The following is a 22288-nucleotide window of genomic DNA, read 5'->3' on the forward strand; positions in this document are numbered from 1 at the left end:
ATCGTTGCGTTTGGAATTAACGTTGACATATTGCAATTCAGTTTTCAATGTTCATTTGTTGCGTTACAAGAAATTATTGTAACATTAATATTTCGTTAAGTCAATAATAAATTTATTAATTAATTTAAGAAAGTTTATTTTGTTCTTAACTCAACATTTATTATTCTATATTGATTTTGCCTGTTGCACAAGTACCAAATTTACACTAACAGTCATTTTCTTTTTGAAAATTTAAGTCGCTATTCGGTGCTTGTTTTGACGACTTTTATATAGTATCAAGTTTCTAAAACAACGTCAATAAGAATGAGGAATTAATTTAGTTTATATTTACTTAATCATTAACCTATTGTCGTTTAAATGTATTAAAAGATAATTTTGTGTAATAATATTATCGTTTTTAGCTAAATTATTCATCAACATAAAAAAAGAGAGGAAACGCTCCTCTCTTTAAATCTTATTCATATCCTTTATCTTGACACTCTTTACAGACACCATAAATTTCCATACGGTGGTGTGATACATTAAATTCAGTTACGTGCTGAGCTAGTTGTTCTACTTCATCCAATTGTGGATAATGGAAGTCAACAATCTTGCCGCAGTTTTCACAAATCACATGATAGTGGTTGTGAGTATTAAAATCGAATCGACTTGATGAATCTCCATAAGTTAATTCTTTAACAATACCTTTATCTTTAAAAACACGTAAATTATTATAAATTGTAGCAACACTTATATTAGGAAAATCTGGTGACAGTGCTTGATAAATTTCGTCAGCTGTTGGATGTGACTCTGCAGCAATCAAGAATTTTAAAATAGCTTGTCTTTGCGGCGTTATTCTAATACCAGCTGTTCTTAATGAAGCAATTGAATCTTCAAGTTGATGTTCAATGCTTTCCATTTCTGCACTCATTTTCCTCACCATCTTTCTATATAATAATTATTATTACTTAATACTAATATAACTGTTACAAGAGTAAAATGTCAATATTATTAGACTAATAAAGGTTAATAACCCCTACTTGTGTCAACTCTATTCTCAATTACTTCTTCTCTATTGAGAAATGATTTTAAATTTTCAATAAATGTCGCTGTTACTACATCACTAAATTCAGTATTGTTGCCTGATATGTGAGCTGTTATTGATATATTATTTAAATCGTAAAAAACACTATCTTCAGATAATGGTTCGTTTTCAAACACATCTAAATATGCGTGTCTGATTATATTATTTTTCAACGCGTCTATGATTACATCATTCTTCACTATAGAACCACGCCCTACATTTATAAATAATGCGGTATCTTTCATTAATTCAAAATGATGTTTAGTTAAAAGATGGACAGTACTTGGTGTTTGCGGCAACGTATTAATAACGATATCTGCTGAGTTGACTATATTATTAAGTTCTTCCATATTATAAGTTTCATCGAAATATTTAACTTCTTTTCCTGTTGTATTTACACCTATTACTTTAACACCAAATGCTTTAGCCAGTTGTGCAGTTCTTTGCGCTATACTGCCCGTTCCTAAAAATAAAATACTTTGTCCACTTAAATTTTTGCTTACTAATCTACTATCATAATGTCTATTTATTTGGTTGTTATATGAAGTACGCATATTTTTATAGTCGGCTAGTATATAGCTGATTATAAATTCGGACATTTGTACGACATGTGCTTCTCTATTATTTGTTAGTATAATTTCTCTTTGTTGTAAATACGCTAGAGGTAATTTGTCTACACCTGTGGCATACCAAGCTATCCATTTTAAATTAGGGCATTCATCTAAAAATGCTTCGGTTAATTTATCTACACCAAATAATATGTCTAAATTCTTTTTGTCTTGTTCGTTGATTTCATCCATGCCGCTTGTAAATACAAATTCAACACTAGGTAAAGCTTCTTGTAATATTTCCTCTTTATCACCTAATCTTATTAAGCTTACTGCCTTCATTCGATTCACCCCAGTATGCTTTTTAATTCTTCTATCTGAGTTTTAACTTTAACTTTCTCGATCACATCTATAATTTCACCTTTTTCATCAATAACAAAAGTAGTTCTAACAATGCCCATTGATTCTTTACCAAATGATTTCTTCAATTGATAAACGCCTGTAGCTTTTGAAAGTTCAAATTCAGCGTCTACTAATAAGTCAAAATTCAAGGCATGCTTCGTTTTAAAATTTTGGTGTTTCTTTTTAGAATCTCCACTTATTCCATACACTTGTACATCTAACTCGTTAAATGCTTCTATATTATCTCTAAAATCGCAAGCTTCTGTAGTACAAGTCGGCGTGTTATCACGAGGATAAAAATACAGTATAGCTTTTGTGCCCGCTAAATCTTTCTTTGAAATTGTAGCTCCATCTTGATTTTCTAATTCAAAATCTGGAAATTGTTGTCCTTTTTGTAACATCGTCTCACCTATTTCTTTTAATAGTTAATTTTATGATACGATAATAGTTGAAAATATTAAATTAAAAGAGGTTGATATATATGAAATTCACAGAAAGCGAAAGACTTCAAAAATTCTCTGATGAATATATTTTGGGCGGTGTTAATTCACCCTCACGTTCTTATAAAGCAGTAGGCGGTGGTGCCCCTGTTATGATGAAAGAAGGTAAAGGCGCTTATCTATATGATGAAGATGGTAATAAATATATAGATTACCTTCAAGCTTATGGCCCAATCATTACTGGTCAAGCTCACCCACACATTACTAAAGCAATACAAGAACAAGCAGCTAAAGGTGTGCTATATGGTACTCCTACACGATTAGAAATTGACTTTGCCAAAAAATTACGCGACGCGATTCCGTCATTAGAAAAAATTCGTTTTGTTAACTCAGGTACAGAAGCAGTAATGACAACAATTCGTGTCGCACGTGCCTATACTAAAAGAAATAAAATCATTAAATTTTCTGGTCAATATCATGGCCATTCAGATTTAGTACTTGTCGCAGCAGGAAGTGGCCCATCACAATTAGGTTCTCCTGATTCGGCAGGTGTCCCTGAAAGTGTTGCACAAGAAGTTATTACAGTACCTTACAATGACTTAGATGCTTACAAAGAAGCAATTGATTATTGGGGAGACCAAATCGCATGTGTTTTAGTCGAACCCATTGTAGGTAACTTCGGTATGGTTGAACCACAACCAGGTTTCTTAGAAGGTGTAAACGACATTTCTCATGATAATGGTACATTAGTAATTTATGATGAGGTTATTACAGCTTTCCGCTTCCATTATGGTGCTGCCCAAGATCTATATAAAGTTTACCCAGATTTAACAGCTTTCGGAAAAATTGTTGGTGGTGGTTTACCAATTGGTGGATATGGTGGTAGACAAGATATTATGGAACACGTTGCCCCTCTTGGTCCAGCCTATCAAGCAGGTACTATGGCAGGTAACCCACTTTCTATGAAGGCAGGAATTGCTTTATTAGAAGTTTTAGAACAAGACGGTGTTTATGAACAACTAGATAATTTAGGTAAACGATTAGAAGATGGTTTATTAAAATCAATTGAACAACATAACATCACAGCTACAGTAAATAGAGTTTATGGTGCGCTAACGTTATATTTCACTAATGAAAAAGTAACGCATTATGATCAAGCCGAAAATTCAGATGGTGAAGCCTTTGCGAAATTCTTTAAATTGATGTTACATCAAGGGATTAACTTAGCCCCTTCTAAATTTGAAGCATGGTTCTTAACAACCGAACATACAGAACTAGATATAGACGAGACTTTAGAAGCTGCCGATTATGCATTTAGTCAAATGAAATAAACTTGAATTTTGTTGTTAATCATTGTATAACAATAATAATAGATTTATTTAAATATAATACCGAAGGAGCGGTACTTTTGAAGTTAGGAGCTCGTGTTATAAAAACAGGTATAGCAGTTATACTTGCTTTGGCTATCGCTTCTCTTTTACCTAAAGAAGCAGGCTTGAAATCCATTGCTGCTGTCAGTGCTGTTGTTGCTATGCAACCCAGTGTTTACAGATCGATAAAAACAATTGCTGACCGAGCTAATGGGAATATAATAGGTGCTATTTTAGCAGTCTTAATGGTTACAGCTTTTGGCAATCATTTTGTCATTATGGGCGTTACCGTTATATTATTAATAGCTATTTTATTCAGATTTAATTTAGCCCACGTGGCTACGTTGGCTAGTGTAACTGCATTAATAATTATGGGACAACATACCGGTAACTTTTACGTATCTGCATTATTTAGATTTATACTAGTGATGATTGGCGTACTTAGTTCCTCAATCGTAAACTTAATATTTTTACCACCGAAATTCGAGTCAAAGTTATATTACAACGCACTAAATATCTCGACCGATATATTCATGTGGTTTAAATTAGTATTAAATGACACCTCTGAATATCATCAAATAAAAGAAGATAGAGGATTAATAAGCAAACGTGTATTAAAACTTGAACAAATATTTGAGTACTACGAGGAAGAACGACCTATCACTAAAAAGCAACTTCACGCTCAAAATCGTAAAAAGATACTGTTCAAGGAGATTGTACTCGTCACACGCCAGGCTTATGCTGTACTAAAACGTATGAACCGATACCAACATGACTTACACAGTTTAAATAATGAATTATTATTACAAATTAAATTAGATATCGATTCATTAACAGCATTTCATGAACAAATATTCATTAGTTTATCTAAGAAAGCAAAATATGATGTGGATTTTGAAGATACTTCTGTAGATAATCCGCAAAAGAAAGACTTAATGGATGCTTTCCAAAAAGAGTTAATACAAAATCCTTACCAAACAGAATATTCATACGCTAACATCATGCAAATCATTTCGGCAATTGAAGAATATCGCTATACTTTACGGCATTTAGATAGACTGCGAATTAGTTTCTTTTCATATCACCAAGACGACAATAAGATTGAATTGTTAGAAGAAGATTTCGACTTATAGATTAAAAAGAAGCAGGACAAAAATCTCATTTTTATAAAGAATTTTATAGTCCCGCCAGGCAAAGATGACTAGAGTTAAAAGACGCTTGATACAAGCTCATTTTCAATTCAGTCATCTACTGCCTAAATAAAAGTAGAGCCTGAGACAATGAAGTCTCAGGCTCATTTTTCTATAGATCTTGGATTTTATAAAGATGTTCATAAGCACCACGTTTAGCGATTAATTCTTTATGCGTGCCTGTTTCCACAATTTCACCATTTTGCATTACGACTATCTTATCGGCATGTGTAATGGTAGAAAGTCTATGGGCTACAATTAATGTGGTTCTATTTTCACTTAATACATTCAATGCATCTTGTATGATTGCTTCACTTTCTAAATCAAGTGCACTAGTAGCTTCGTCTAAGATAATTATTGGTGGATTATTTAGGAATATTCGAGCAATAGAAACACGTTGTTTTTGACCACCCGATAATTTAACGCCTCGTTCACCAACTTCTGTATCGTAACCTTCAGATAAATTCATAATAAAGTCGTGAGCATTTGCCATTTTCGCCGCTTCTATTACTTCTTCATCTGTTGCATTAGGTCTACCTAGTAATATATTTTCTTTTATAGTATCTGAGAATAAAATATTATCTTGTTGTACTAAGCCAATTTGATTTCTTAAACTTCCTGTTAAGTAATGTTTAATGTTTGTTCCATCTATATCGATAGAACCTTCCGTTGCGTCGTAAAAACGAGGAATTAAGTTAATAAGTGTGGATTTACCTCCCCCACTCATACCTACAAAGGCAACAGTTTGTCCTTGATTTATATCTAAATTAATATCCTTCAATACCTTTTCTTCATCAGAATTATATTTGAAACTTACATTATTTAAACTTATATTTCCACGTTTTATTTCTATTGGTTGTGCGCCTTTTTTATTTTTAATATCGTAATCCTCGTCCATTAATTGGAATACACGATCCATTGATGCAAAACTTTGCGTTAATGTTGTAAATGATGAAACTAATCTTCTTAATGGTCCAAATAGTTGTTCTAAATAACCAACGAATGCTGCTAAAGTACCTACAGTAATTGAACCGGTAATTGCTAAATAGGCACCTACACCTATAACAATAAGTGGTCCAATATCGGTAACAGTATTAATCGCTGCGAACGAATTAGCATTCCATCTTGTATGTTTAAATGCTCTATTTAAGAAATGCTTGTTACGTTTATCGAAATTTTCCGCTTCATTATCTTCTATTGCAAAACTTTTTATCACGGACATACCTTGTACACGTTCATGTAAAAAGCCTTGAACTTCTGCTAAAGCTTGAGATCTTTTGCGCGTCAATTTTCTCAAACGTCCAAAGAAGAAATATACAGTTAATATATAGAAAGGGAAAATAAAAACTGCTGCAAGTGTTAATTTAAAGTCCAATACAAACATAATTGATAATGCAATGATGATGGTTACACAATCCAACCAAATGTTCATCAATCCTGTTAATATAAAATCTTTAGTTTGTTCGACATCATTAATCACTCTTGAAATAACTTGACCTACTTGGTTGTTAGCATAAAAACGTGCACTTAAGGCTTGTAGGTGATTATATAATTGCTTTCTAATATCATATAGTATTTTATTACTTGTCCATTGTGCTAAATACTGTCTTAAATATTCAATTGGCGGCCTAACAATGACAAAGATAAATATCGCTATGCCCATTGCTATTCCCAAACGCATGAATTTCTCATCATTCGTGATTGAAGAGTTATTGATAACATAGTCAATCACATATTTAATAAGCAGCGGTATCAACATTGGAATACCAAACTTCAAAATACCTATTAAAATAGTAGCAATGATTCGCCATTTATATGGTTTCACAAAAGTTAAATATCTGCGAATCATGTGACATTCTCCTCCTTTATAATTACGTAACAAATGAAAAAGCCTGAGTTGAAAACTCAACTAGGCTGATTCTAAATTTATAGTGCTATAAGTTTAGCTTTGTAAATTTTAATTAACAAAAGGTTATATCAAACTTTGTTTTGTAAAATTAATAAACCCATGAAACACTATAAAGGATATTAAGATTTAATACATTAATTATGCTTAATAATTTCTTACTTTCTTATAACGTTCACGCCAAACCTTTATAAAATCTGGAGCAAAAGGTCCTTTTTTTTGCTCAATCCATTGTTGTAAGATATCGACGTTACGACGTAAAATCTTATCGATATCAGATGAATAATTCATTTGATTCATATGTTGCTCGTATTCATCTTCATCCAATAAATGATATTTCCCATTTGGATAAACTTTAATATCTAAATCATAATCGATATATTTTAACGCTTCTTCGTCGCAGACAAAAGGTGAAGAGAGATTGCAATAATAATAAACGCCATCTTCTCTAAACATGCAAATTACGTTAAACCAAAACTCTGAATGAAAATAGACAATTGCTGGTTCACGAGTAATCCAAGTACGACCATCACTTTCTGTAACTAAAGTATGATCATTGCCACCAATTATCACATGATCCGTACCTTTTAATATAGTAGTTTCAGACCAAACACGGTGTATGTTACCGTCGTGTTTATAACTTTGTATTTTTATCGTCTGACCTTCTTTAGGTATGGACTCTTTAACCATGCTCCACACCACCTTATCTTAATTTCACATTTCTGATTATAACATAAGTCTTTGCATAACTCCGAATTTATCAATGTTCTTTTAAAAAATTATAAATCTTAGTCATACTAACTGGAAAATTGTATTGTTCTTTATCATCTAAGTGCATCCACTGCATATGCATTGGCAACACAATTAGTTGTTTATCAATTACTTCATCGGCCATATATACTTCGATATCCCATTGTAAATGAGTAAACTGATGCTTTAATTTAAAAATGGGTTTATTTGAGAATGTCAAATTCATTTCTAGTTCAGTATTAATATCGGCCTTGTGTGAAGCTTCATACATAGGGAATTCCCACATATTATTTAATAACTTCGCCGTGCGTTGCTCGATAAGATATTCACTTTCATTATTTTTAATAATATAGACATGTTGCTTAATTATTTTTTTCGAAACCTTGGTGGTTTTAATTGGCAAATCATTCACCGTCCCTTTTTCAAATGCTTCACAATTATCCTGTACAGGACAGAATAAACATAACGGTGATTTCGGTGTACATACCATCGCTCCAAGTTCCATCATTGCCTGATTAAAATCGCCAGCCTGAGTTTCGACATAGGGTTGCAATTCTTGCTCAAATGCTTTTCTAGTTGATTGTAGTTTAGTATCCCTGTCATCGTTATTTAACCGCGACCATACTCTAAACACATTTCCGTCTACAGTAGCTAGTGGTTTATTAAATGCAATACTCATAACTGCTGCTTTTGTATAAGGTCCAACGCCTTTTAAATTACCAAACTGCTCAGGTTCGCTAGGTACCGTACCATTATGATTTTGATAAACATCTTTAATGGCAGTATGAAAATTGCGTGCCCTGCTATAATAGCCTAACCCTTCCCATAGTTTTAAAACTTCATCTTCTTGCGCGTTATTTAAAGATTCAATTGTAGGGAAACGTTCAATAAATCTTAAATAGTAATCTACTACTGTGGCAACTTGAGTTTGTTGTAACATAATTTCACTTAACCATATGTAATAAGGGTTTTTCGTTTCTCTCCAAGGCATTTCACGTTGTTCGGCATTAAACCAACGCAATAAGTTGTCTTTAAAATTCTCTTTATTATACATTCATACACAACACTTTCTTTTTTCTAATCGTTAGATTTTCGATAATTCTATAAATCTGTTATTTTTAATAGTGGTAAACATTAACAATAGTATATAATAAAATTAAATCAGACACGAAATGAGTGACTTTTATGGATACAGGAACACATATCGTTATGGGTATCGGTTTAACCGCACTCGCAACGCAAGACCCGGCTATGTCAGCCTCTTTTGTTGCTACAGCTTCAACATTAGTTGTGGGTTCATTGATACCAGATAGTGATACTGTTTTTAAATTAAAAGATAATGCCACTTATATATCAAATCATAGAGGTATAACGCATTCAATACCTTTTACAATATTATGGCCATTATTAATAACTTTAATTGTATTTACGCTATTTAAACATTTAGATGCTACCCATATTTGGATGTGGGCGCAATTAGCCGTGTTTTTACATGTTTTTGTAGATATTTTTAATTCCTATGGTACACAGGCACTACGACCTATAACAAATAAATGGATTCAACTTAGTGTTATCAACACATTTGACCCTATTATTTTTATTTTATGGTGTATCGGTATCGTCTTATGGGTTTTCGGCCTACACCCATACGTCGCTTTTTTCCCCATCTTCATAATATTATTTATCTATTATATTATTAGATTTAAGATGCAAAAAATTATTAAAGAAACTGCATTGAGACAAATTAAACAATCTCATAAACCAGTTAAAATTTTTGTTGCCCCGACGATGAAGTTTATGGAATGGCGTGTGGCTATACAAACTGAAAATCATGATTATGTGGGCAGAAGCTACGGCAGAAATGTAGTGTTTAGTGATAAAGCTGAACATCACGCTTTCCCAAGTGATGAATTAATGCATTATGTTGAAAATGATAAAAACATTAAAACATTTTTAAACTTCTCTTCTATCTATAGATGGAAAGCACAAAAACTTGATGACGGTTCAATGGAAATTAGATTGATTGATTTACGGTATTTAAAAAATGGACATTACTCTTTTGTGGCTATAGTTCATTTAGATAAAAAAATGATGATTGATCACTCATATATCGGTTGGGTTTTCAGTGAAGAAAAACTACAAAAAAAATTATTTGCTAAATAAATACGTAATAAAGGGTCTAGACATAAAGTGCTTGGACAAGTAAAAAAAGGCAATTTCTATTGAAATAATATAGAAATTGCCTTTTTTATAATTATTTTGATCATATACAGCTCGTTGAGCTGCTACTTTTCTTATATTAAATGCCATTAATACAAATCCAAGTTTACTTTTGACTTTATTTATTCCTCGAACGGACATTCAAATGAAACCCCAAATAGCTTTCATAAATCCCGAAACAGATTCTACACCAATTTTTCTTTGACTGTAGATATTTTTTGTTTTCGATTCAGAAAGCTTTTTGTTTATTTGCGCTTTAAAATATTCCAAGTTATAATTTTTCATTATTTTTTATTTGTTGTTGAGTAGAATTTCATACATTGATTTTTACGAAAGTGCCTTAATTTTTTAAAATATTTTGCCAAGACTCTTGAGATAACAGGACAAGCGGAAGACTACAGGCTGGAGCTGTCCCCTAAGAAAGTGAACCAAAAATACGTAGTATTGTAAATAAAGAAGCCAGTAAATGAATTCATAAAAACGCATTTACTGGCTATTTTTGATACACTCCCCTAAAAGTAGACACTTTAAATATAAAAAGTGAACTATAATTAGGGGAGTGTATTTTTTATGACTACAAATAAGATGCTTTTTAGAAAAGCGTATTAAAATAGTTGAAGATATAGTTGATGGAAATATATCTAGATATAGTGCAGCAAAAAATAATGGAGTTTCTAGCGCTACATTACAAGAATGGGTAAGAAGATATAAAGCTTATGGTGTAGATGGATTAAAACCTTTTAGTAAAAGAAATAAATACTCTGCAGAGATTAAAGCAATAGCTATAGAAGATGTGTTAGAAAGGAATATTCCACTGTATAAAGTTGTTAACAAGTATAATATTAGCTCTATATCAGTTTTAAAATTGCGGTTAAGAAATTATAAAAAGGGAAAATCTAACAAGCGCACAGGGAAAGGGTTTTCCACTATGAATAAATCAAGAAAAACAACTTTATCTGAACGTATTGAAATTACTGAAAATGTCATAGCTAAAAATTATAACTATCATGAGGCTTCCGTGGAATATGGTGTTTCCTACCAACAAATATACCATTGGGTGAAGAGCTATAAAAAGAATGGTATAGATGGATTAAAAGATAAACGTGGAAAAAATAAAAGACAAGAATTATCTGAAATAGAACTAATAAAATTAGAAAATAAAAAACTAAAAACAAGAATAGAATACTTAGAAATGGATAAAGCAATCGTAAAAAAGTGGCAAGAGTTCAAGTATCGAAACAATCATTTTCATTAGGTCATAAAGAACATTTATATCAAATGATATTTGAGCTCAACAGAGAACAAAATTACAGTATTAAAATGTTATGCGAGCGTCTAGAAGTCAGCCGTAGTGGTTATTATAAATGGTGTAATAAAGAAATTTCTAATAATGAAAAACGCGCTAAATTAATTGCAAAAGAAATTAAGCGTATATTTAAGAACTCTAAAGAAATCTTCGGTGTAGTAAGGATACATTACGCTTTAAAAAGAGAGTGCAATTTAAATGTTAATATAAAATGTATTAGAAGAATTATGCGAATTTTAGGTTTACAAGCACAAATCAGAAAAAAACGTCCTAATTGGACTAGAATCAAACCACATTTCACAGCTGAAAATATATTGGATAGAAATTTTGAAGCCAATAAACCAAATCAAAAATGGTTTACAGATATTAGTTACTTAAATTATGGAAAAGGTCAAAAAGCTTATATTAGCGCTATAATTGCTTATAAAGTGAGTAAGCGTAATGATTTAAAATTGGTTATGGACACATTGAAATTAGCCTTACAAAATAATGATGCATCTAATACAGTCTTACATAGTGACAGAGGTTTTCAATACACTTCTAAACATTACAAGAACTATTTAGATACATATAACGTAAAAATTAGTATGTCAAAAGCAGGAAGTTGTTTAGATAATCAACCGATAGAAGTTTTTTGGGGCACGTTAAAATCAGAATATTACTATAGAAATCAATTCAGCACATATGAAGATCTTGAAACAGGCATCAGTGAATATATTGATTATTATATGAATAAAAGATATGTTCCGAAATTTGATGGATTAACACCAAATGAATATCGGAACGTATCTTAAGAAAGAATAATTACAAACCAATAAATAGATCTAATTAAGGATGAATGAAAGTTTGAATAACATATTAGAAAATGTTAATATGTTATTCATATTAGTTTAAGTTGATATGAGGTGAAATAAATGCAAGATATAGAGTTAAAAGCACATTTTATACATGGACTTTCTAATAAAACTCGTTTGACAATATTAGAGTTACTTAAGTCGAAAGAAATGACTGTTAATGAGATTGTTAAACAATCGAAAATCAGTCAATCTAGTATTTCTCAACACTTATCTTGCCTTAAAGGTTGTGGCTTAGTTACTTCTAGACAAGAAGGTAAATATGTTTATTACCAAATAAAGGATCGTCAAATTTTAGAATTGCTTAAACTTATTGATTCAGTAGTTGAAGATACTGAAGATGATATTGAAAATTGCCAATATCATACTATATAAAGAAAGAAGATGACTTATATGAGTAGTAATTGCTGTAATAGTAAAACAGAATCCAATGCTTGTTGTACAAGTAATAAAGTACAAAAAAATAAGTGTTGTAGTAATGAATCTAAAGTAACAACTAAAAATAATAAGTGTTGTACAAATAATAAAGAATCCGTCAATCCAACCCATGATATTTCGAATAACGCTCCTGAAAATTATTCTGAGGAAGAAGACGAAGTTGCCACCTCATTTTCAAATTATAATTTCAAAGTAACTGGAATGGACTGTAGTTCCTGTGCCGTAACAATCGAAAAAGCATTAAGTCCCTTAAATAATGTAACTGATCCCAAAGTTAATTTTTCTACAAGTAAACTAACAGTGGGTTTAAAATCCCGTAATAACATTAACCAAGTAACTCAAACACTGGAAAAATTGGGCTATGGTGTAGAAGAACCCAGTAATAATCAGAGCCATACAACCTTCTTAGTTGAGGGTATGGATTGTGGTAGTTGTGCTAAAAGTATTGAAAAACATTTGAATAATTTATCCTATGTGAATGACGCACAAGTCAGTTTTTCAACTGGGAAAATGCAGGTTGATTTTGAAGGTAATAAAGCCAAAAATATTGAAAAAGAAGTTTCTAAAATTGGTTATTCTGCGATATTACAATCAGATCATAAAAATACAAATACAAAATGGAATTTATTTAGAAAACCTGCTATTTCTACACTATTTCTTATCTTTGGTATTGTTTCTTCTATGGTATCATTACCTATTTTGATAACGAATTTGATGTATATCATAGCTATTATTGTTAGTGGGATAAAGCCATTAAAAAGTGCCTATTATGCTATTAAATCAAAAAGTTTAGATATGAATGTTTTAATGTCCGTAGCCGTAATAGGCGCCATAATTATTGGCGAATTTTTTGAAGGTGCAATTGTAGTTCTATTATTTACAATTGGAACTTTATTGCAAACTATCTCTATAGATAAAACTCGAAATTCCATTCAGTCATTAATGGATATTACACCGGCAACAGCAAATGTTATCACGAAAATAGGTACAATTCCAAAAAGTTTAGAGGATATTCTAGTTGGAGAGATTGTATTTTTGAAACCTGGCGATCGTGTGCCAATGGACGGTACTATTATAGAAGGTTATTCAAGTTTAAACCAAGCGCCTATAACAGGAGAGTCTATTCCTGTAGATAAAACTATTAATGAAGAAGTATACGCAGGTTCTATTAATGAAAATGGAACTTTAAAAATACGCGTTTCGAAATTAGTTGAAGATTCAACACTTTCAAAAATCATCCATATGGTTGAAGAAGCACAAGAGAATAAAGCACCAACACAAGCTTTTATTGATCGTTTTTCTGAAATTTATACCCCCATTGTATTCGTTCTTGCATTATTAGTGATGGTGGTTCCATCCATCTTCTCTTTAGGCACATGGGGCGAATGGTTTTATAAAGGACTTGAGCTACTTGTTATAGCATGTCCATGTGCGCTAGTCATTTCAACACCTGTAGCGATTGTTACTGCAATCGGAAGTGCAGCAAAAAACGGTGTGCTTATTAAAGGAGGCAACCATCTTGAAACTTTAGGGAGCCTTTCTGCTTTAGCTTTTGATAAAACAGGTACTTTAACTGAAGGAAAGCCAAAAGTTTCAACGATTAAATCTATAGAAAGTGATGAACAATTATTGCTTAATATTGCTATGAGTTTAGAATCATACTCAACGCACCCTATTAGTAATGCGATTGTTAATTATGTATCCCAATTTAATTCAGCAACGTATGATGTTACTGAATTTGAAAATTTAGTTAGTCAAGGTATTAGGGGTAAAATTGAGGGGACTTATGCCTATGCTGGAAACTTAAAATTAATTGAATCAGTCAATACAAACATTAAAAGCTATAAAAATGAACTAAACTCATACGAGCAAGAAGGATATACAATCATCATAATTGCATCTGCAGATATTATCCATGGTTTTATTACTGTAGAAGATCCATTACGTTTAAATATTAATCAAACAATCAAACAATTAAATGATAGTAATATTAAAAATACTGTAATGCTCACAGGAGATAACCAAGGTACCGCCCATAAAATCGCCCACCTTTCAGGTATTAAAGACGTTTATTCTGAATTAATGCCTGAAGATAAACTATCAGCAATCAAAGACTTACAAAGTAAAGGATATCGTGTTGGTATGATTGGTGATGGCATCAATGATGCACCTGCATTAGCACAAAGTGAAGTAGGCATTGCAATGGGTGGTATTGGTTCAGATACTGCAATGGAAACAGCAGATGTAGTTCTGATGTCCGACGATATAAACCAGTTAACGCGTACTATTTCTATAAGTAACAAAGCTAAAAATATAATCAAACAAAATATATACTTTTCTATTATTATTAAGCTAATTGCGTTTATTTTAGTATTTCCTGGACTTCTTACACTTTGGTTAGCCGTCCTAAGTGATACAGGTGCAGCGATATTAGTTATATTAAATTCATTGCGCTTATTAAGAACTAAGAAAAGCAATTTATTATAAGTTTATACAATAAGTTTGAATAGAATAATATTAACTAATACAAAAGCTAGAACAGCATTTACCGTTCTAGCTTTTGTATTTTCTTCTGTATTATGTGAAATTATTATATAAATAAAAGATACGTTCTGTAATTTAACAAATTATTGCTAAACTCTGGAACGTATCTAAATAATTAATTTTATATTTAAGGTGTCTACCTTGACGGTAGTGGTTTATTTTCTGTGATTTATGTCCCAGACTGTTTATTGTTACTGTTCTGGTAGTTGATTATTTTGTTGTGCATTGGCTTTATCTATATCCTTATTATCTACATTCGAATGGGTCATCACATTAAATTTTGCATAGATAACCTTTCTTTTTAATGCGAAAAGGATTACGCCTATTATGCCTAAAATACAAAAGAAATATAGATGATAAGGAATATTATTTAAACTTAGTGCCCCAAATACGACTGATTGAGATAATCCTTGAACTACGTAAAATACAGGATTTAACATTAATAAATGGGTAAAAATAGAGGTTTCTGACGACGGAATATAGAGTATAGGTAATAATAACAACATGATTACCGTTAACACTATAAAAATATTTCTCACTTTTAGCGTAAGTATTGTCATCAATCCTAGCAATTTACCAATTAAAACCATTAATATACCTAACATAACAACGTAATAAAGTGTTGCAAATATAGAACTTACGATATTAACTGGTGTACTAAATATACAGATGAGTAAAATTACAAACAAGGCTACAGTGTAACTACATGCAATACAACTAGCTTCAATTAATGCAGGCGTATTGAACATTTTACCAGTATAATAACTGACATGGTATTGTTGGAATATGACATAGATACCTGTAAATAAAAAGCCAAATGAAATTAATGAAACCAATCTAATATACCAACGTGCTTGGACCAAATCTGGTGTTTTATTAAAATGAAACACCAGAATCATGATAACTAGTAATAACACACTGGCAATAATTGGAGCCGCTAGCCATTTCCACAGCGATTTCAAATGTGCAAATGAATGTTGAATTAATTTCGGAAAATTTTTAAATAAGCAAATTAAAATATCTATCATTCTTCACACCTACAATTCTATATAAATCCATTTATTATTTTTAAAATCAGCCATGTAATATCCATCTCCTGATTTAGTTATCCAAAAATTACCAGTTATATCAAATGCTTTTTTCAACTTTTCTTGATTTTTCATTGGGTAAACGAACCCTGTTAATTCATTACTATCATTAAAAATCATCGAAATCGGTTGTGCCGTAATCGGAACTACAAAACGGTTGTCTTTACCAGTTTCTGGTACTAACTGCTCCGTTACTTTATCATGTTTTTTGTGTAAATTACTATTAAAGTATTCATAGTAGTTTATATAATTATGTTGCATATATGGCGCTAATTTTTTACCACTATGTTTCTCAAACAGCCCTGCTGAATCAAAATAACGCACATTACTTTTAGCAGTTTTATATGCTTTACCATCAACTACAATTCGATAATTACTATTATTTTCACCAGTGATCGTCACAAATGAATATTGCCTTAAGTTCAAATGCTCTTCGTGATTAAGACTGTCTAATTGAATTTTATTTTTTAACACAATACCATACGCTAATTTGTCTTCATATGGATTAGTTTGTTTATTTTGAATGTTCGCTTGATCAACATTTTGAGCTATTTGCAGCTTCCCTAAATCATTAAACATAAATAAAGCCATTATTACTGCGCCGAAAATAAGTGTTACTAATAGCGCCCAAAAACGCCCTATTATAGCAGGTGCTTTGGCATGTTTATATCTTTCTATGCGTTTAAAGTTATATGTTAGCTCAGGGATTTTCGAACGGCTCTTTTTCCAATCGACATCAAAATTCTCTTGCTGATCTACGGTTTCTAATGAATTTCTATCTTTTTCATGGTCTTTAAATATAGGAAGTACTTGGTTGATTGAACCTTCTTTTCTTAATTGACCATGTGAAATCCACGCAATATAATTACTTGCCTCTTCAATCTTACTAATATCATCGTCAATCATCACTATAGTTTGATTATTGTTTATGTATTCGTCTGCTAATTCAATGGCTTTATTAAAAAATGTATCATTTAGATAATTTAAGATTTGATTATAAATTAATATATTAGCCTTACAAAATCGCGATAATGTAAATAGCAATTGGGCATATTCTTCTACTGTTAAATTTGCAACTGATGTTTGTTCTTGTTCTTTCAATTGAGACTGTTCGATAATATTTGAAGCAGACACTGTTGCATCTTTATTATGAAACATAGTGATACGATGTTGAATAAAACTTGCCACATCTTCTTGAATAAGTGCCTTATCGGTAACATCTGCATAAAATATGTCTGCCTTACTTGTGCGTTTACCTTTATCTGGTTTTACTTCTCCACTAAGTATCCTACCTACTAAGGCTTTTGATGACTGCGACTCACCAATAATACCTAATGCTTCACCTTGATATATATGAAGACTAATATTGTTTAGTTCTATATCATCTGCACCATAATTAAAGGGCAAATACCATTTTCTATTTTGTTTATTTCTATAGTAATGCGTTACGTTAAGTAACTTTAAAATAATTGCACTGCCCATACTATCGTCATCCTTCTACAATTTTAATAATGCTACAGGTAAACCTTCTTCTGGTTGTGAGCTATTTATACGGAATCCCCATGCAAAAATCCCTTTCAATCTTTCAACTTTAAAATAATCATCTGTGCCATCTGCTAATTTGTAAATTTTGCCCATTTCAATTTTTGAGCGATCTACGATATAACTTTCGGCCACGATAACTTTACTTTGATAAACATCATATTCATTTAAAATGCCATTCATCTCAGCTTTTCTCATTTTTTCTTTATATATTTGAATTTCATGGCGTAACTCTTGTTCGCTCATTTCACTCAATTTCTTCTGTTCCATCTGAAATTCCACTCTCTTCTAATTTGTGTTTAATTTTATCATAGTTATAGCCTTTTCTCATAAGTGCTTCGATGGTTTTCATTATAACTATACGACCATCATATTTACGTCGATTTTTATTATAAACTTTTTCTAAATCTGCTTGCAATAATTGGTCTATTTCATCTGCCGATTGCGAAAAATCCATACTTTTCATAACTTCGTTTATGACATCAAAAGCATATCCTTTTTGCAACAATGATTGTTTCAATTTATTTTGTTGTTTAATAATGGGACCTTTTTTCTGACGTAATATTTTTTGAGCTGTTTTAATTATTTGTTCGATCGGCTGCTGTTGTTTAAATTTTTCTGTATAACTTTCAATAATATCTTGCTCTATACCTAACTGATATAGCTTTTGTTTATATACTTCCGGGCCTTTGTCCGTAGTCTGTATCATAGTATTTTTAAGACTTTCTGCATAATCAACATGGTCGATTAACTTTTCTTTGTAGCAATAATCAATTACATCAGCAATGACCGCTTCAGTAAATTCATTATCTTGTAGATAACTAACGATTTCTTGTTCAGTACGTTTACGGTATGAAATATATTGTATCGTTTTATTTAATGCTTGGCGATATTGTTCGTATTTTTGAATTTGCTCCATATCAGATGGGTTTAAAACTTGCTCTTTTTTTAAATTAAAATGAGCAAAAGTATTTATATCTATGCCCATTTCAAATTGTTCATCTAAGTATAAATTAAATCGTTCTTTATTTTTTTTCTGAACTTCTATTTTAGTAATCTTTGGCATTGATTTCACTCCACTATATTAGCATACCTTAAATTGTAGTGATTTAGAATTATTGTACTATAAAAGATTTATTAACATAAGTACTTTGCTAACTATAAGTATTAAAAAGATAAAGCTACTAGTAAAATAAAAAAAGTGTTACTAAAAAGTGGGAGAATCCTCTTCAGTAACACTTAACTCATATAATTTTATTAAACGCCTAGTTGTTGTATCGCTTCTTGATATTGATTATTTGAAATATAATCCTGCTGTTTCATTTTTTCTAAAGTCACTTTCACTCTGTTTTTAAAGTTATCAGACATATCATTTATATCATAAACACTTGGTGCATTAATTTTACTTGCTAACATTGCACTTTGTAAAACAGTTATTTTGGGTAAATTTTGATTATTAACATCTGTAGTTGTACCAAAATAATGATTTGCAGCACTTTCTACAGTGTACTCACTATTACCATAAAAAATATTATTTACATAAAAACTTAATATTTGGTCTTTGTCATAAGTATGTTCTACACGATGTGCAATAAATAATTCTTTAAACTTTCTAGTTACACTTCGCTCATTATCAAAATAGTAGTTTTTAACAACTTGTTGCGTAATTGTACTACCACCCTGAATGCTGCGATCACTTAACGTGGAAAATAAAGCCCTTGAAGTCCCTTTGATATCAAAGCCTTTATGCTTATAAAACCTTTCATCTTCTAATGCTATAAATGCGCCTCTTGTATAATTAGGCATATCTGCCACTGAAACGTAACTATCTTTGTCTTTAATTGATTTTAAATCATCCACATCGGAATTTAAAGATAGTGCGTACATAACGCCTATAAAGATGCCTATAATGATTAATACGGTGAATGTTAATGTTAAAAACAAACTATTACTTTTTTTCTTTTTCTTCTTTTTATTTACTGGTTCATAATAAGTATTATGGTATGGCGTATTTGAAACTGGTTGTCTCGAACGCTTCATACTATTTTTATTCCGTTCGCTTCTTTTCATGCACGGTCTCCTTTGTTCATCTCACTCTATTATAAGTGAGTTTACCAATACTTTACATCTTTAGCTATACTATTTTTTAAAAATCAGTCCAAGGGTGTATAAATATACCTGACTATAAATGTAGTTGGACTTATTAAACAACAATTAGTAAAAATAGAATTACAACAGCACTTATTTTATGCAGTTAACGAATAATAATTACTAACTATACCATTTCATATATTTAAGCGCGTTAATTTAAATGTATAAACATTTCGTCATACAAAAAAGCAACCGAAATTTACAAATTTCGGTTGCTTGCTTATTACAAAATATCAACTTGTGATAGCTCTAAAGTTATTTAAGTTGATCAACAATAGCTTTATTAAAGTCATCTAAATCATCAGGTGTACGGCTTGTTACGATATTTTTATCAACTACGACCGATTCGTCAACAACTTGTGCACCAGCATTTGATAAATCTTTACGCACGTTCAATACTGCTGTTAACGTACGACCATTTAAATCATCTGTATCAATTAAAATTTGAGGTCCATGGCAAATTGCAAATGTAGGCACATCATTTTTAGTGAAGTATTTAGCGAATGTACCATATCTGCCTTCTTCATCACCTCTTAAGTGGTCAGGTGAAAAGCCACCCGGAAGTAATAATCCATCATAATCTTCAGGTTTAGCATCTGCAATGCTCACATCAACAGTAACTTTTTCACCATGTTTACCGACAACTTCGCTATTTGCAGTGTCACCAATAACTACTACTTCATTACCTGATTCTTCAATCGCCTCTTTAGGGCTTGTATATTCTATATCTTCAAATTCATCTGTTAAAAGTACAGCTACTTTTTTTGCCATCAATAATCACCTTTCTCTTTCGTTTGATATTTATGTTATAACCAAGTAGAAAGAGCTTTAAACGTATTATCGTGGTTTAATTTAAATTATTACTTTGATACTGATTTTACTTTCTCTTCAAGTTGATCTAATAAACCAATCCATTCGTCAATATCTTCAACCTTAACTTCATTAGGATTAACGTGATCGATATCTTCCATAAATTTTTCAAGTCTTGCTTTAATTTGATCAATTGTTTGATTTTCATCCATGTTTAATTGCTCCTTTATCACTATTAAATATATACTAACATCTGTTTGACAAATAAAGATATACTCTTAATAATATTAAGAGTATATCTTACTGTTAATTAAATTTAAAGTACATAAAATAGCGCATTTTACATGTACCTTATTTTATGCCCATTTTACACATATATATAACGCTTTATTTAAGTACAAAGCACCATTTTTCACATCGTTAAACCATTAGATATAAAGAAAGAAGGATTTAAATGTCTATTTACTCAATCAATAATAAACGTCCTATTGATATTTATAACGACCCTTGGGAACCTTATAACGATATTAATATACATAACCAATTAACATTAAGTAATATTGAATTTACGACTACAAATTTATGTAATATGCGTTGTAGTCATTGTGCTGTTGGTTACACGCTTCAAACACAAGACCCCGAACCATTACCGATGGATTTAATTTACCGAAGATTAGATGAAATACCTAATTTAAAAACATTGTCTATTACCGGCGGAGAGCCAATGTTCTCAAAAAAATCTATTAAACAAATAGTAAAGCCTTTGTTAAAATACGCCTACAATCGTGGTATATATGTCCAAATGAACTCTAATTTAACGTTGCCTCAAGATCGCTATTTAGACATAGCCGAGTATATCGATGTCATGCATATTTCACATAATTGGGGAACCATAGATGAGTTTACGGATGTCGGTTTTGGCGCTATGACAAAACAACCGCCGCTTAAAGCCAAACTAAAATTATATGATCAAATGTTAGATAATGCCTCTAATTTATCTAAACAAGGCATGTTTGTTTCAGCTGAAACGATGTTAAATCAAAGTACGTTACCACATTTGGATAAAATACATAACGAAGTAGTTAAAGATATGCATTGTAGTCGTCATGAAATACATCCAATGTACCCCGCAGATTTTGCCAGCCAACTTAATGTCTTATCTTTACAAGAAATGAAGGAAGCGATCAATCATTTACTTGATATTAGGGACGAAGATGTATGGATGTTATTCGGAACATTGCCTATTTATCCTTGTTTAAATGATGCAAATGATCAAGTTTTACTTCAACGCTTAAATAACGCTAAAAATGTCACAACACGTAATGATCCAGATGGACGTAATAGACTTAATGTCAATGTCTTTACGGGTAATGTAATCGTTACTGATTTCGGTGATGAAAATGGCACAATTTCAAATATTAAAACTGATAAATTACCAGATGTCTTTGACCAATGGATAGGTTCATCATTAGCACAATCGCTAAACTGTCATTGTTCTGAGTTTAATTGTTTAGGTCCGAACGTTTTAGTTAAAAATATGTATTATCCAAATACAGACTTTAAAGAAAAAGAAAAAATGATGCATCACATTTATCAAATGAAATAATAAAAGAAGCTGAGACTTCGAAAGTCTCAGCTTCTTTTATTCGACATTCCCCACAAATAT

The 22288-nt window shown here is 31.2% G+C and carries 21 protein-coding genes and 2 pseudogenes; 9 read left to right on the forward strand and 14 right to left on the reverse strand.

What is annotated here, in order from left to right:
* Positions 1–454: 454 nt before the first annotated feature.
* The 3 genes from perR to RPL90_RS03230 all read right to left on the reverse strand — a co-directional run bounded on the left by perR (position 455) and on the right by RPL90_RS03230 (position 2414).
* Positions 455–910, reverse strand: a complete 456-nt coding sequence (gene perR, locus RPL90_RS03220) for a peroxide-responsive transcriptional repressor PerR (RefSeq protein ID WP_061855657.1) — start codon at positions 908–910, stop codon at positions 455–457.
* Positions 911–1005: 95 nt separating this feature from the next.
* Positions 1006–1953: a phosphoglycerate dehydrogenase gene (locus tag RPL90_RS03225; protein WP_313545375.1), complete on the reverse strand. Its 948-nt coding sequence runs from the start codon at positions 1951–1953 to the stop codon at positions 1006–1008.
* A gap of 5 nt (positions 1954–1958) precedes the next feature.
* Positions 1959–2414: a peroxiredoxin gene (locus RPL90_RS03230; RefSeq protein WP_313545418.1), complete on the reverse strand. Its 456-nt coding sequence runs from the start codon at positions 2412–2414 to the stop codon at positions 1959–1961.
* Positions 2415–2494: 80 nt separating this feature from the next.
* Between RPL90_RS03230 and RPL90_RS03235 the strand changes: the two genes are divergently transcribed.
* Positions 2495–3784: a glutamate-1-semialdehyde 2,1-aminomutase gene (locus RPL90_RS03235; RefSeq protein WP_313545433.1), complete on the forward strand. Its 1290-nt coding sequence runs from the start codon at positions 2495–2497 to the stop codon at positions 3782–3784.
* A 77-nt stretch (positions 3785–3861) separates the two neighbouring features.
* On the forward strand, positions 3862–4956 hold the full coding sequence (locus tag RPL90_RS03240; protein ID WP_313545448.1) for an FUSC family protein: 1095 nt from the start codon (positions 3862–3864) through the stop codon (positions 4954–4956).
* A 169-nt stretch (positions 4957–5125) separates the two neighbouring features.
* Here RPL90_RS03240 and RPL90_RS03245 read toward each other — a convergent pair whose 3' ends face one another.
* The 3 genes from RPL90_RS03245 to mutY all read right to left on the reverse strand — a co-directional run bounded on the left by RPL90_RS03245 (position 5126) and on the right by mutY (position 8723).
* Positions 5126–6862 carry an ABC transporter ATP-binding protein gene (locus tag RPL90_RS03245; RefSeq protein ID WP_061855652.1) on the reverse strand — a complete coding sequence of 579 codons (1737 nt, stop codon included), beginning with the start codon at positions 6860–6862 and terminating at the stop codon, positions 5126–5128.
* Between the two features lie 204 nt (positions 6863–7066).
* A complete protein-coding gene (gene ntdP, locus RPL90_RS03250) occupies positions 7067–7609 on the reverse strand; it encodes a nucleoside tri-diphosphate phosphatase (RefSeq protein ID WP_048793226.1) in 543 nt (180 codons plus the stop codon).
* Positions 7610–7679: 70 nt separating this feature from the next.
* Positions 7680–8723: an A/G-specific adenine glycosylase gene (gene mutY, locus RPL90_RS03255; RefSeq protein ID WP_313545474.1), complete on the reverse strand. Its 1044-nt coding sequence runs from the start codon at positions 8721–8723 to the stop codon at positions 7680–7682.
* A 131-nt stretch (positions 8724–8854) separates the two neighbouring features.
* On the opposite strand from mutY, the gene RPL90_RS03260 reads away from it, so the two are divergent.
* Complete coding sequence (locus tag RPL90_RS03260) at positions 8855–9832, forward strand: metal-dependent hydrolase (protein ID WP_313545483.1); 978 nt, start codon at positions 8855–8857, stop codon at positions 9830–9832.
* On the opposite strand, the pseudogene RPL90_RS03265 reads toward RPL90_RS03260, so the two are convergent.
* Positions 9818–10218: pseudogene (locus RPL90_RS03265) on the reverse strand (transposase); the annotation flags it as partial. The gene RPL90_RS03260 and the pseudogene RPL90_RS03265 sit on opposite strands and share 15 nt — an antisense overlap.
* Before the next feature lie 281 nt (positions 10219–10499).
* On the opposite strand from RPL90_RS03265, the pseudogene RPL90_RS12955 reads away from it, so the two are divergent.
* The 5 genes and pseudogenes from RPL90_RS12955 to RPL90_RS03285 form a co-directional block, all read left to right on the forward strand.
* Positions 10500–10631, forward strand: a pseudogene (locus RPL90_RS12955) (helix-turn-helix domain-containing protein); the annotation flags it as partial.
* A gap of 186 nt (positions 10632–10817) precedes the next feature.
* Positions 10818–11144 (forward strand): helix-turn-helix domain-containing protein, encoded by a 327-nt coding sequence (locus RPL90_RS03270; RefSeq protein WP_313545493.1) that lies wholly within the window; start codon positions 10818–10820, stop codon positions 11142–11144.
* Entirely contained in the window at positions 11105–11989 is an 885-nt protein-coding gene (locus RPL90_RS03275) for an IS3 family transposase (RefSeq protein WP_313545502.1), read from the forward strand. The genes RPL90_RS03270 and RPL90_RS03275 overlap by 40 nt, the downstream gene beginning before the upstream one ends.
* 120 nt (positions 11990–12109) lie before the next feature.
* Positions 12110–12424 (forward strand): ArsR/SmtB family transcription factor, encoded by a 315-nt coding sequence (locus RPL90_RS03280; RefSeq protein ID WP_313545524.1) that lies wholly within the window; start codon positions 12110–12112, stop codon positions 12422–12424.
* 18 nt (positions 12425–12442) lie between these two features.
* Entirely contained in the window at positions 12443–14974 is a 2532-nt protein-coding gene (locus RPL90_RS03285) for a heavy metal translocating P-type ATPase (protein ID WP_313545526.1), read from the forward strand.
* A 248-nt stretch (positions 14975–15222) separates the two neighbouring features.
* Here RPL90_RS03285 and RPL90_RS03290 read toward each other — a convergent pair whose 3' ends face one another.
* The 7 genes from RPL90_RS03290 to RPL90_RS03320 form a co-directional block, all read right to left on the reverse strand.
* A complete protein-coding gene (locus tag RPL90_RS03290; RefSeq protein ID WP_313545528.1) occupies positions 15223–16059 on the reverse strand; it encodes a sugar ABC transporter permease in 837 nt (278 codons plus the stop codon).
* A gap of 9 nt (positions 16060–16068) precedes the next feature.
* A complete protein-coding gene (locus tag RPL90_RS03295) occupies positions 16069–17601 on the reverse strand; it encodes an ATP-binding cassette domain-containing protein (protein WP_313545529.1) in 1533 nt (510 codons plus the stop codon).
* Between the two features lie 15 nt (positions 17602–17616).
* Positions 17617–17931 carry a YfhH family protein gene (locus tag RPL90_RS03300; protein WP_313545531.1) on the reverse strand — a complete coding sequence of 105 codons (315 nt, stop codon included), beginning with the start codon at positions 17929–17931 and terminating at the stop codon, positions 17617–17619.
* Complete coding sequence (gene recX, locus RPL90_RS03305) at positions 17909–18727, reverse strand: recombination regulator RecX (protein WP_313545533.1); 819 nt, start codon at positions 18725–18727, stop codon at positions 17909–17911. Before recX ends, RPL90_RS03300 begins: the two co-directional genes overlap by 23 nt.
* A 191-nt stretch (positions 18728–18918) precedes the next feature.
* Entirely contained in the window at positions 18919–19731 is an 813-nt protein-coding gene (gene sgtB / locus RPL90_RS03310) for a monofunctional peptidoglycan glycosyltransferase SgtB (RefSeq protein WP_313545535.1), read from the reverse strand.
* A gap of 336 nt (positions 19732–20067) precedes the next feature.
* Positions 20068–20583, reverse strand: a complete 516-nt coding sequence (locus RPL90_RS03315) for a type 1 glutamine amidotransferase domain-containing protein (RefSeq protein WP_313545537.1) — start codon at positions 20581–20583, stop codon at positions 20068–20070.
* 89 nt (positions 20584–20672) lie between these two features.
* Entirely contained in the window at positions 20673–20834 is a 162-nt protein-coding gene (locus tag RPL90_RS03320; RefSeq protein WP_195717411.1) for an SE1561 family protein, read from the reverse strand.
* A 242-nt stretch (positions 20835–21076) separates the two neighbouring features.
* Here RPL90_RS03320 and yfkAB point away from each other — a divergent pair, with 242 nt between their 5' ends.
* Positions 21077–22228, forward strand: coding sequence for a radical SAM/CxCxxxxC motif protein YfkAB (yfkAB, locus tag RPL90_RS03325; protein WP_313545540.1), 1152 nt, complete (start codon positions 21077–21079; stop codon positions 22226–22228).
* Positions 22229–22288: the final 60 nt, after the last annotated feature.

Origin of the sequence: Staphylococcus kloosii (assembly GCF_032139365.1) — a bacterium.
GTDB lineage: Bacteria > Bacillota > Bacilli > Staphylococcales > Staphylococcaceae > Staphylococcus > Staphylococcus kloosii_A.

Excerpts from the sequence above, each read along its gene's own strand:
- perR (WP_061855657.1), bottom strand. The coding sequence starts at position 910 with ATGAGTGCAGAAATGGAAAGCATTGAACATCAACTTGAAGATTCAATT.
- RPL90_RS03225 (WP_313545375.1), bottom strand. The coding sequence starts at position 1,953 with ATGAAGGCAGTAAGCTTAATAAGATTAGGTGATAAAGAGGAAATATTA.
- RPL90_RS03230 (WP_313545418.1), bottom strand. The coding sequence starts at position 2,414 with ATGTTACAAAAAGGACAACAATTTCCAGATTTTGAATTAGAAAATCAA.
- RPL90_RS03235 (WP_313545433.1), top strand. The coding sequence starts at position 2,495 with ATGAAATTCACAGAAAGCGAAAGACTTCAAAAATTCTCTGATGAATAT.
- RPL90_RS03245 (WP_061855652.1), bottom strand. The coding sequence starts at position 6,862 with ATGATTCGCAGATATTTAACTTTTGTGAAACCATATAAATGGCGAATC.
- ntdP (WP_048793226.1), bottom strand. The coding sequence starts at position 7,609 with ATGGTTAAAGAGTCCATACCTAAAGAAGGTCAGACGATAAAAATACAA.
- mutY (WP_313545474.1), bottom strand. The coding sequence starts at position 8,723 with ATGTATAATAAAGAGAATTTTAAAGACAACTTATTGCGTTGGTTTAAT.
- RPL90_RS03260 (WP_313545483.1), top strand. The coding sequence starts at position 8,855 with ATGGATACAGGAACACATATCGTTATGGGTATCGGTTTAACCGCACTC.
- RPL90_RS03270 (WP_313545493.1), top strand. The coding sequence starts at position 10,818 with ATGAATAAATCAAGAAAAACAACTTTATCTGAACGTATTGAAATTACT.
- RPL90_RS03280 (WP_313545524.1), top strand. The coding sequence starts at position 12,110 with ATGCAAGATATAGAGTTAAAAGCACATTTTATACATGGACTTTCTAAT.
- RPL90_RS03285 (WP_313545526.1), top strand. The coding sequence starts at position 12,443 with ATGAGTAGTAATTGCTGTAATAGTAAAACAGAATCCAATGCTTGTTGT.
- RPL90_RS03290 (WP_313545528.1), bottom strand. The coding sequence starts at position 16,059 with ATGATAGATATTTTAATTTGCTTATTTAAAAATTTTCCGAAATTAATT.
- RPL90_RS03295 (WP_313545529.1), bottom strand. The coding sequence starts at position 17,601 with ATGGGCAGTGCAATTATTTTAAAGTTACTTAACGTAACGCATTACTAT.
- RPL90_RS03300 (WP_313545531.1), bottom strand. The coding sequence starts at position 17,931 with ATGGAACAGAAGAAATTGAGTGAAATGAGCGAACAAGAGTTACGCCAT.
- recX (WP_313545533.1), bottom strand. The coding sequence starts at position 18,727 with ATGCCAAAGATTACTAAAATAGAAGTTCAGAAAAAAAATAAAGAACGA.
- sgtB (WP_313545535.1), bottom strand. The coding sequence starts at position 19,731 with ATGAAAAGAAGCGAACGGAATAAAAATAGTATGAAGCGTTCGAGACAA.
- RPL90_RS03315 (WP_313545537.1), bottom strand. The coding sequence starts at position 20,583 with ATGGCAAAAAAAGTAGCTGTACTTTTAACAGATGAATTTGAAGATATA.
- RPL90_RS03320 (WP_195717411.1), bottom strand. The coding sequence starts at position 20,834 with ATGGATGAAAATCAAACAATTGATCAAATTAAAGCAAGACTTGAAAAA.
- yfkAB (WP_313545540.1), top strand. The coding sequence starts at position 21,077 with ATGTCTATTTACTCAATCAATAATAAACGTCCTATTGATATTTATAAC.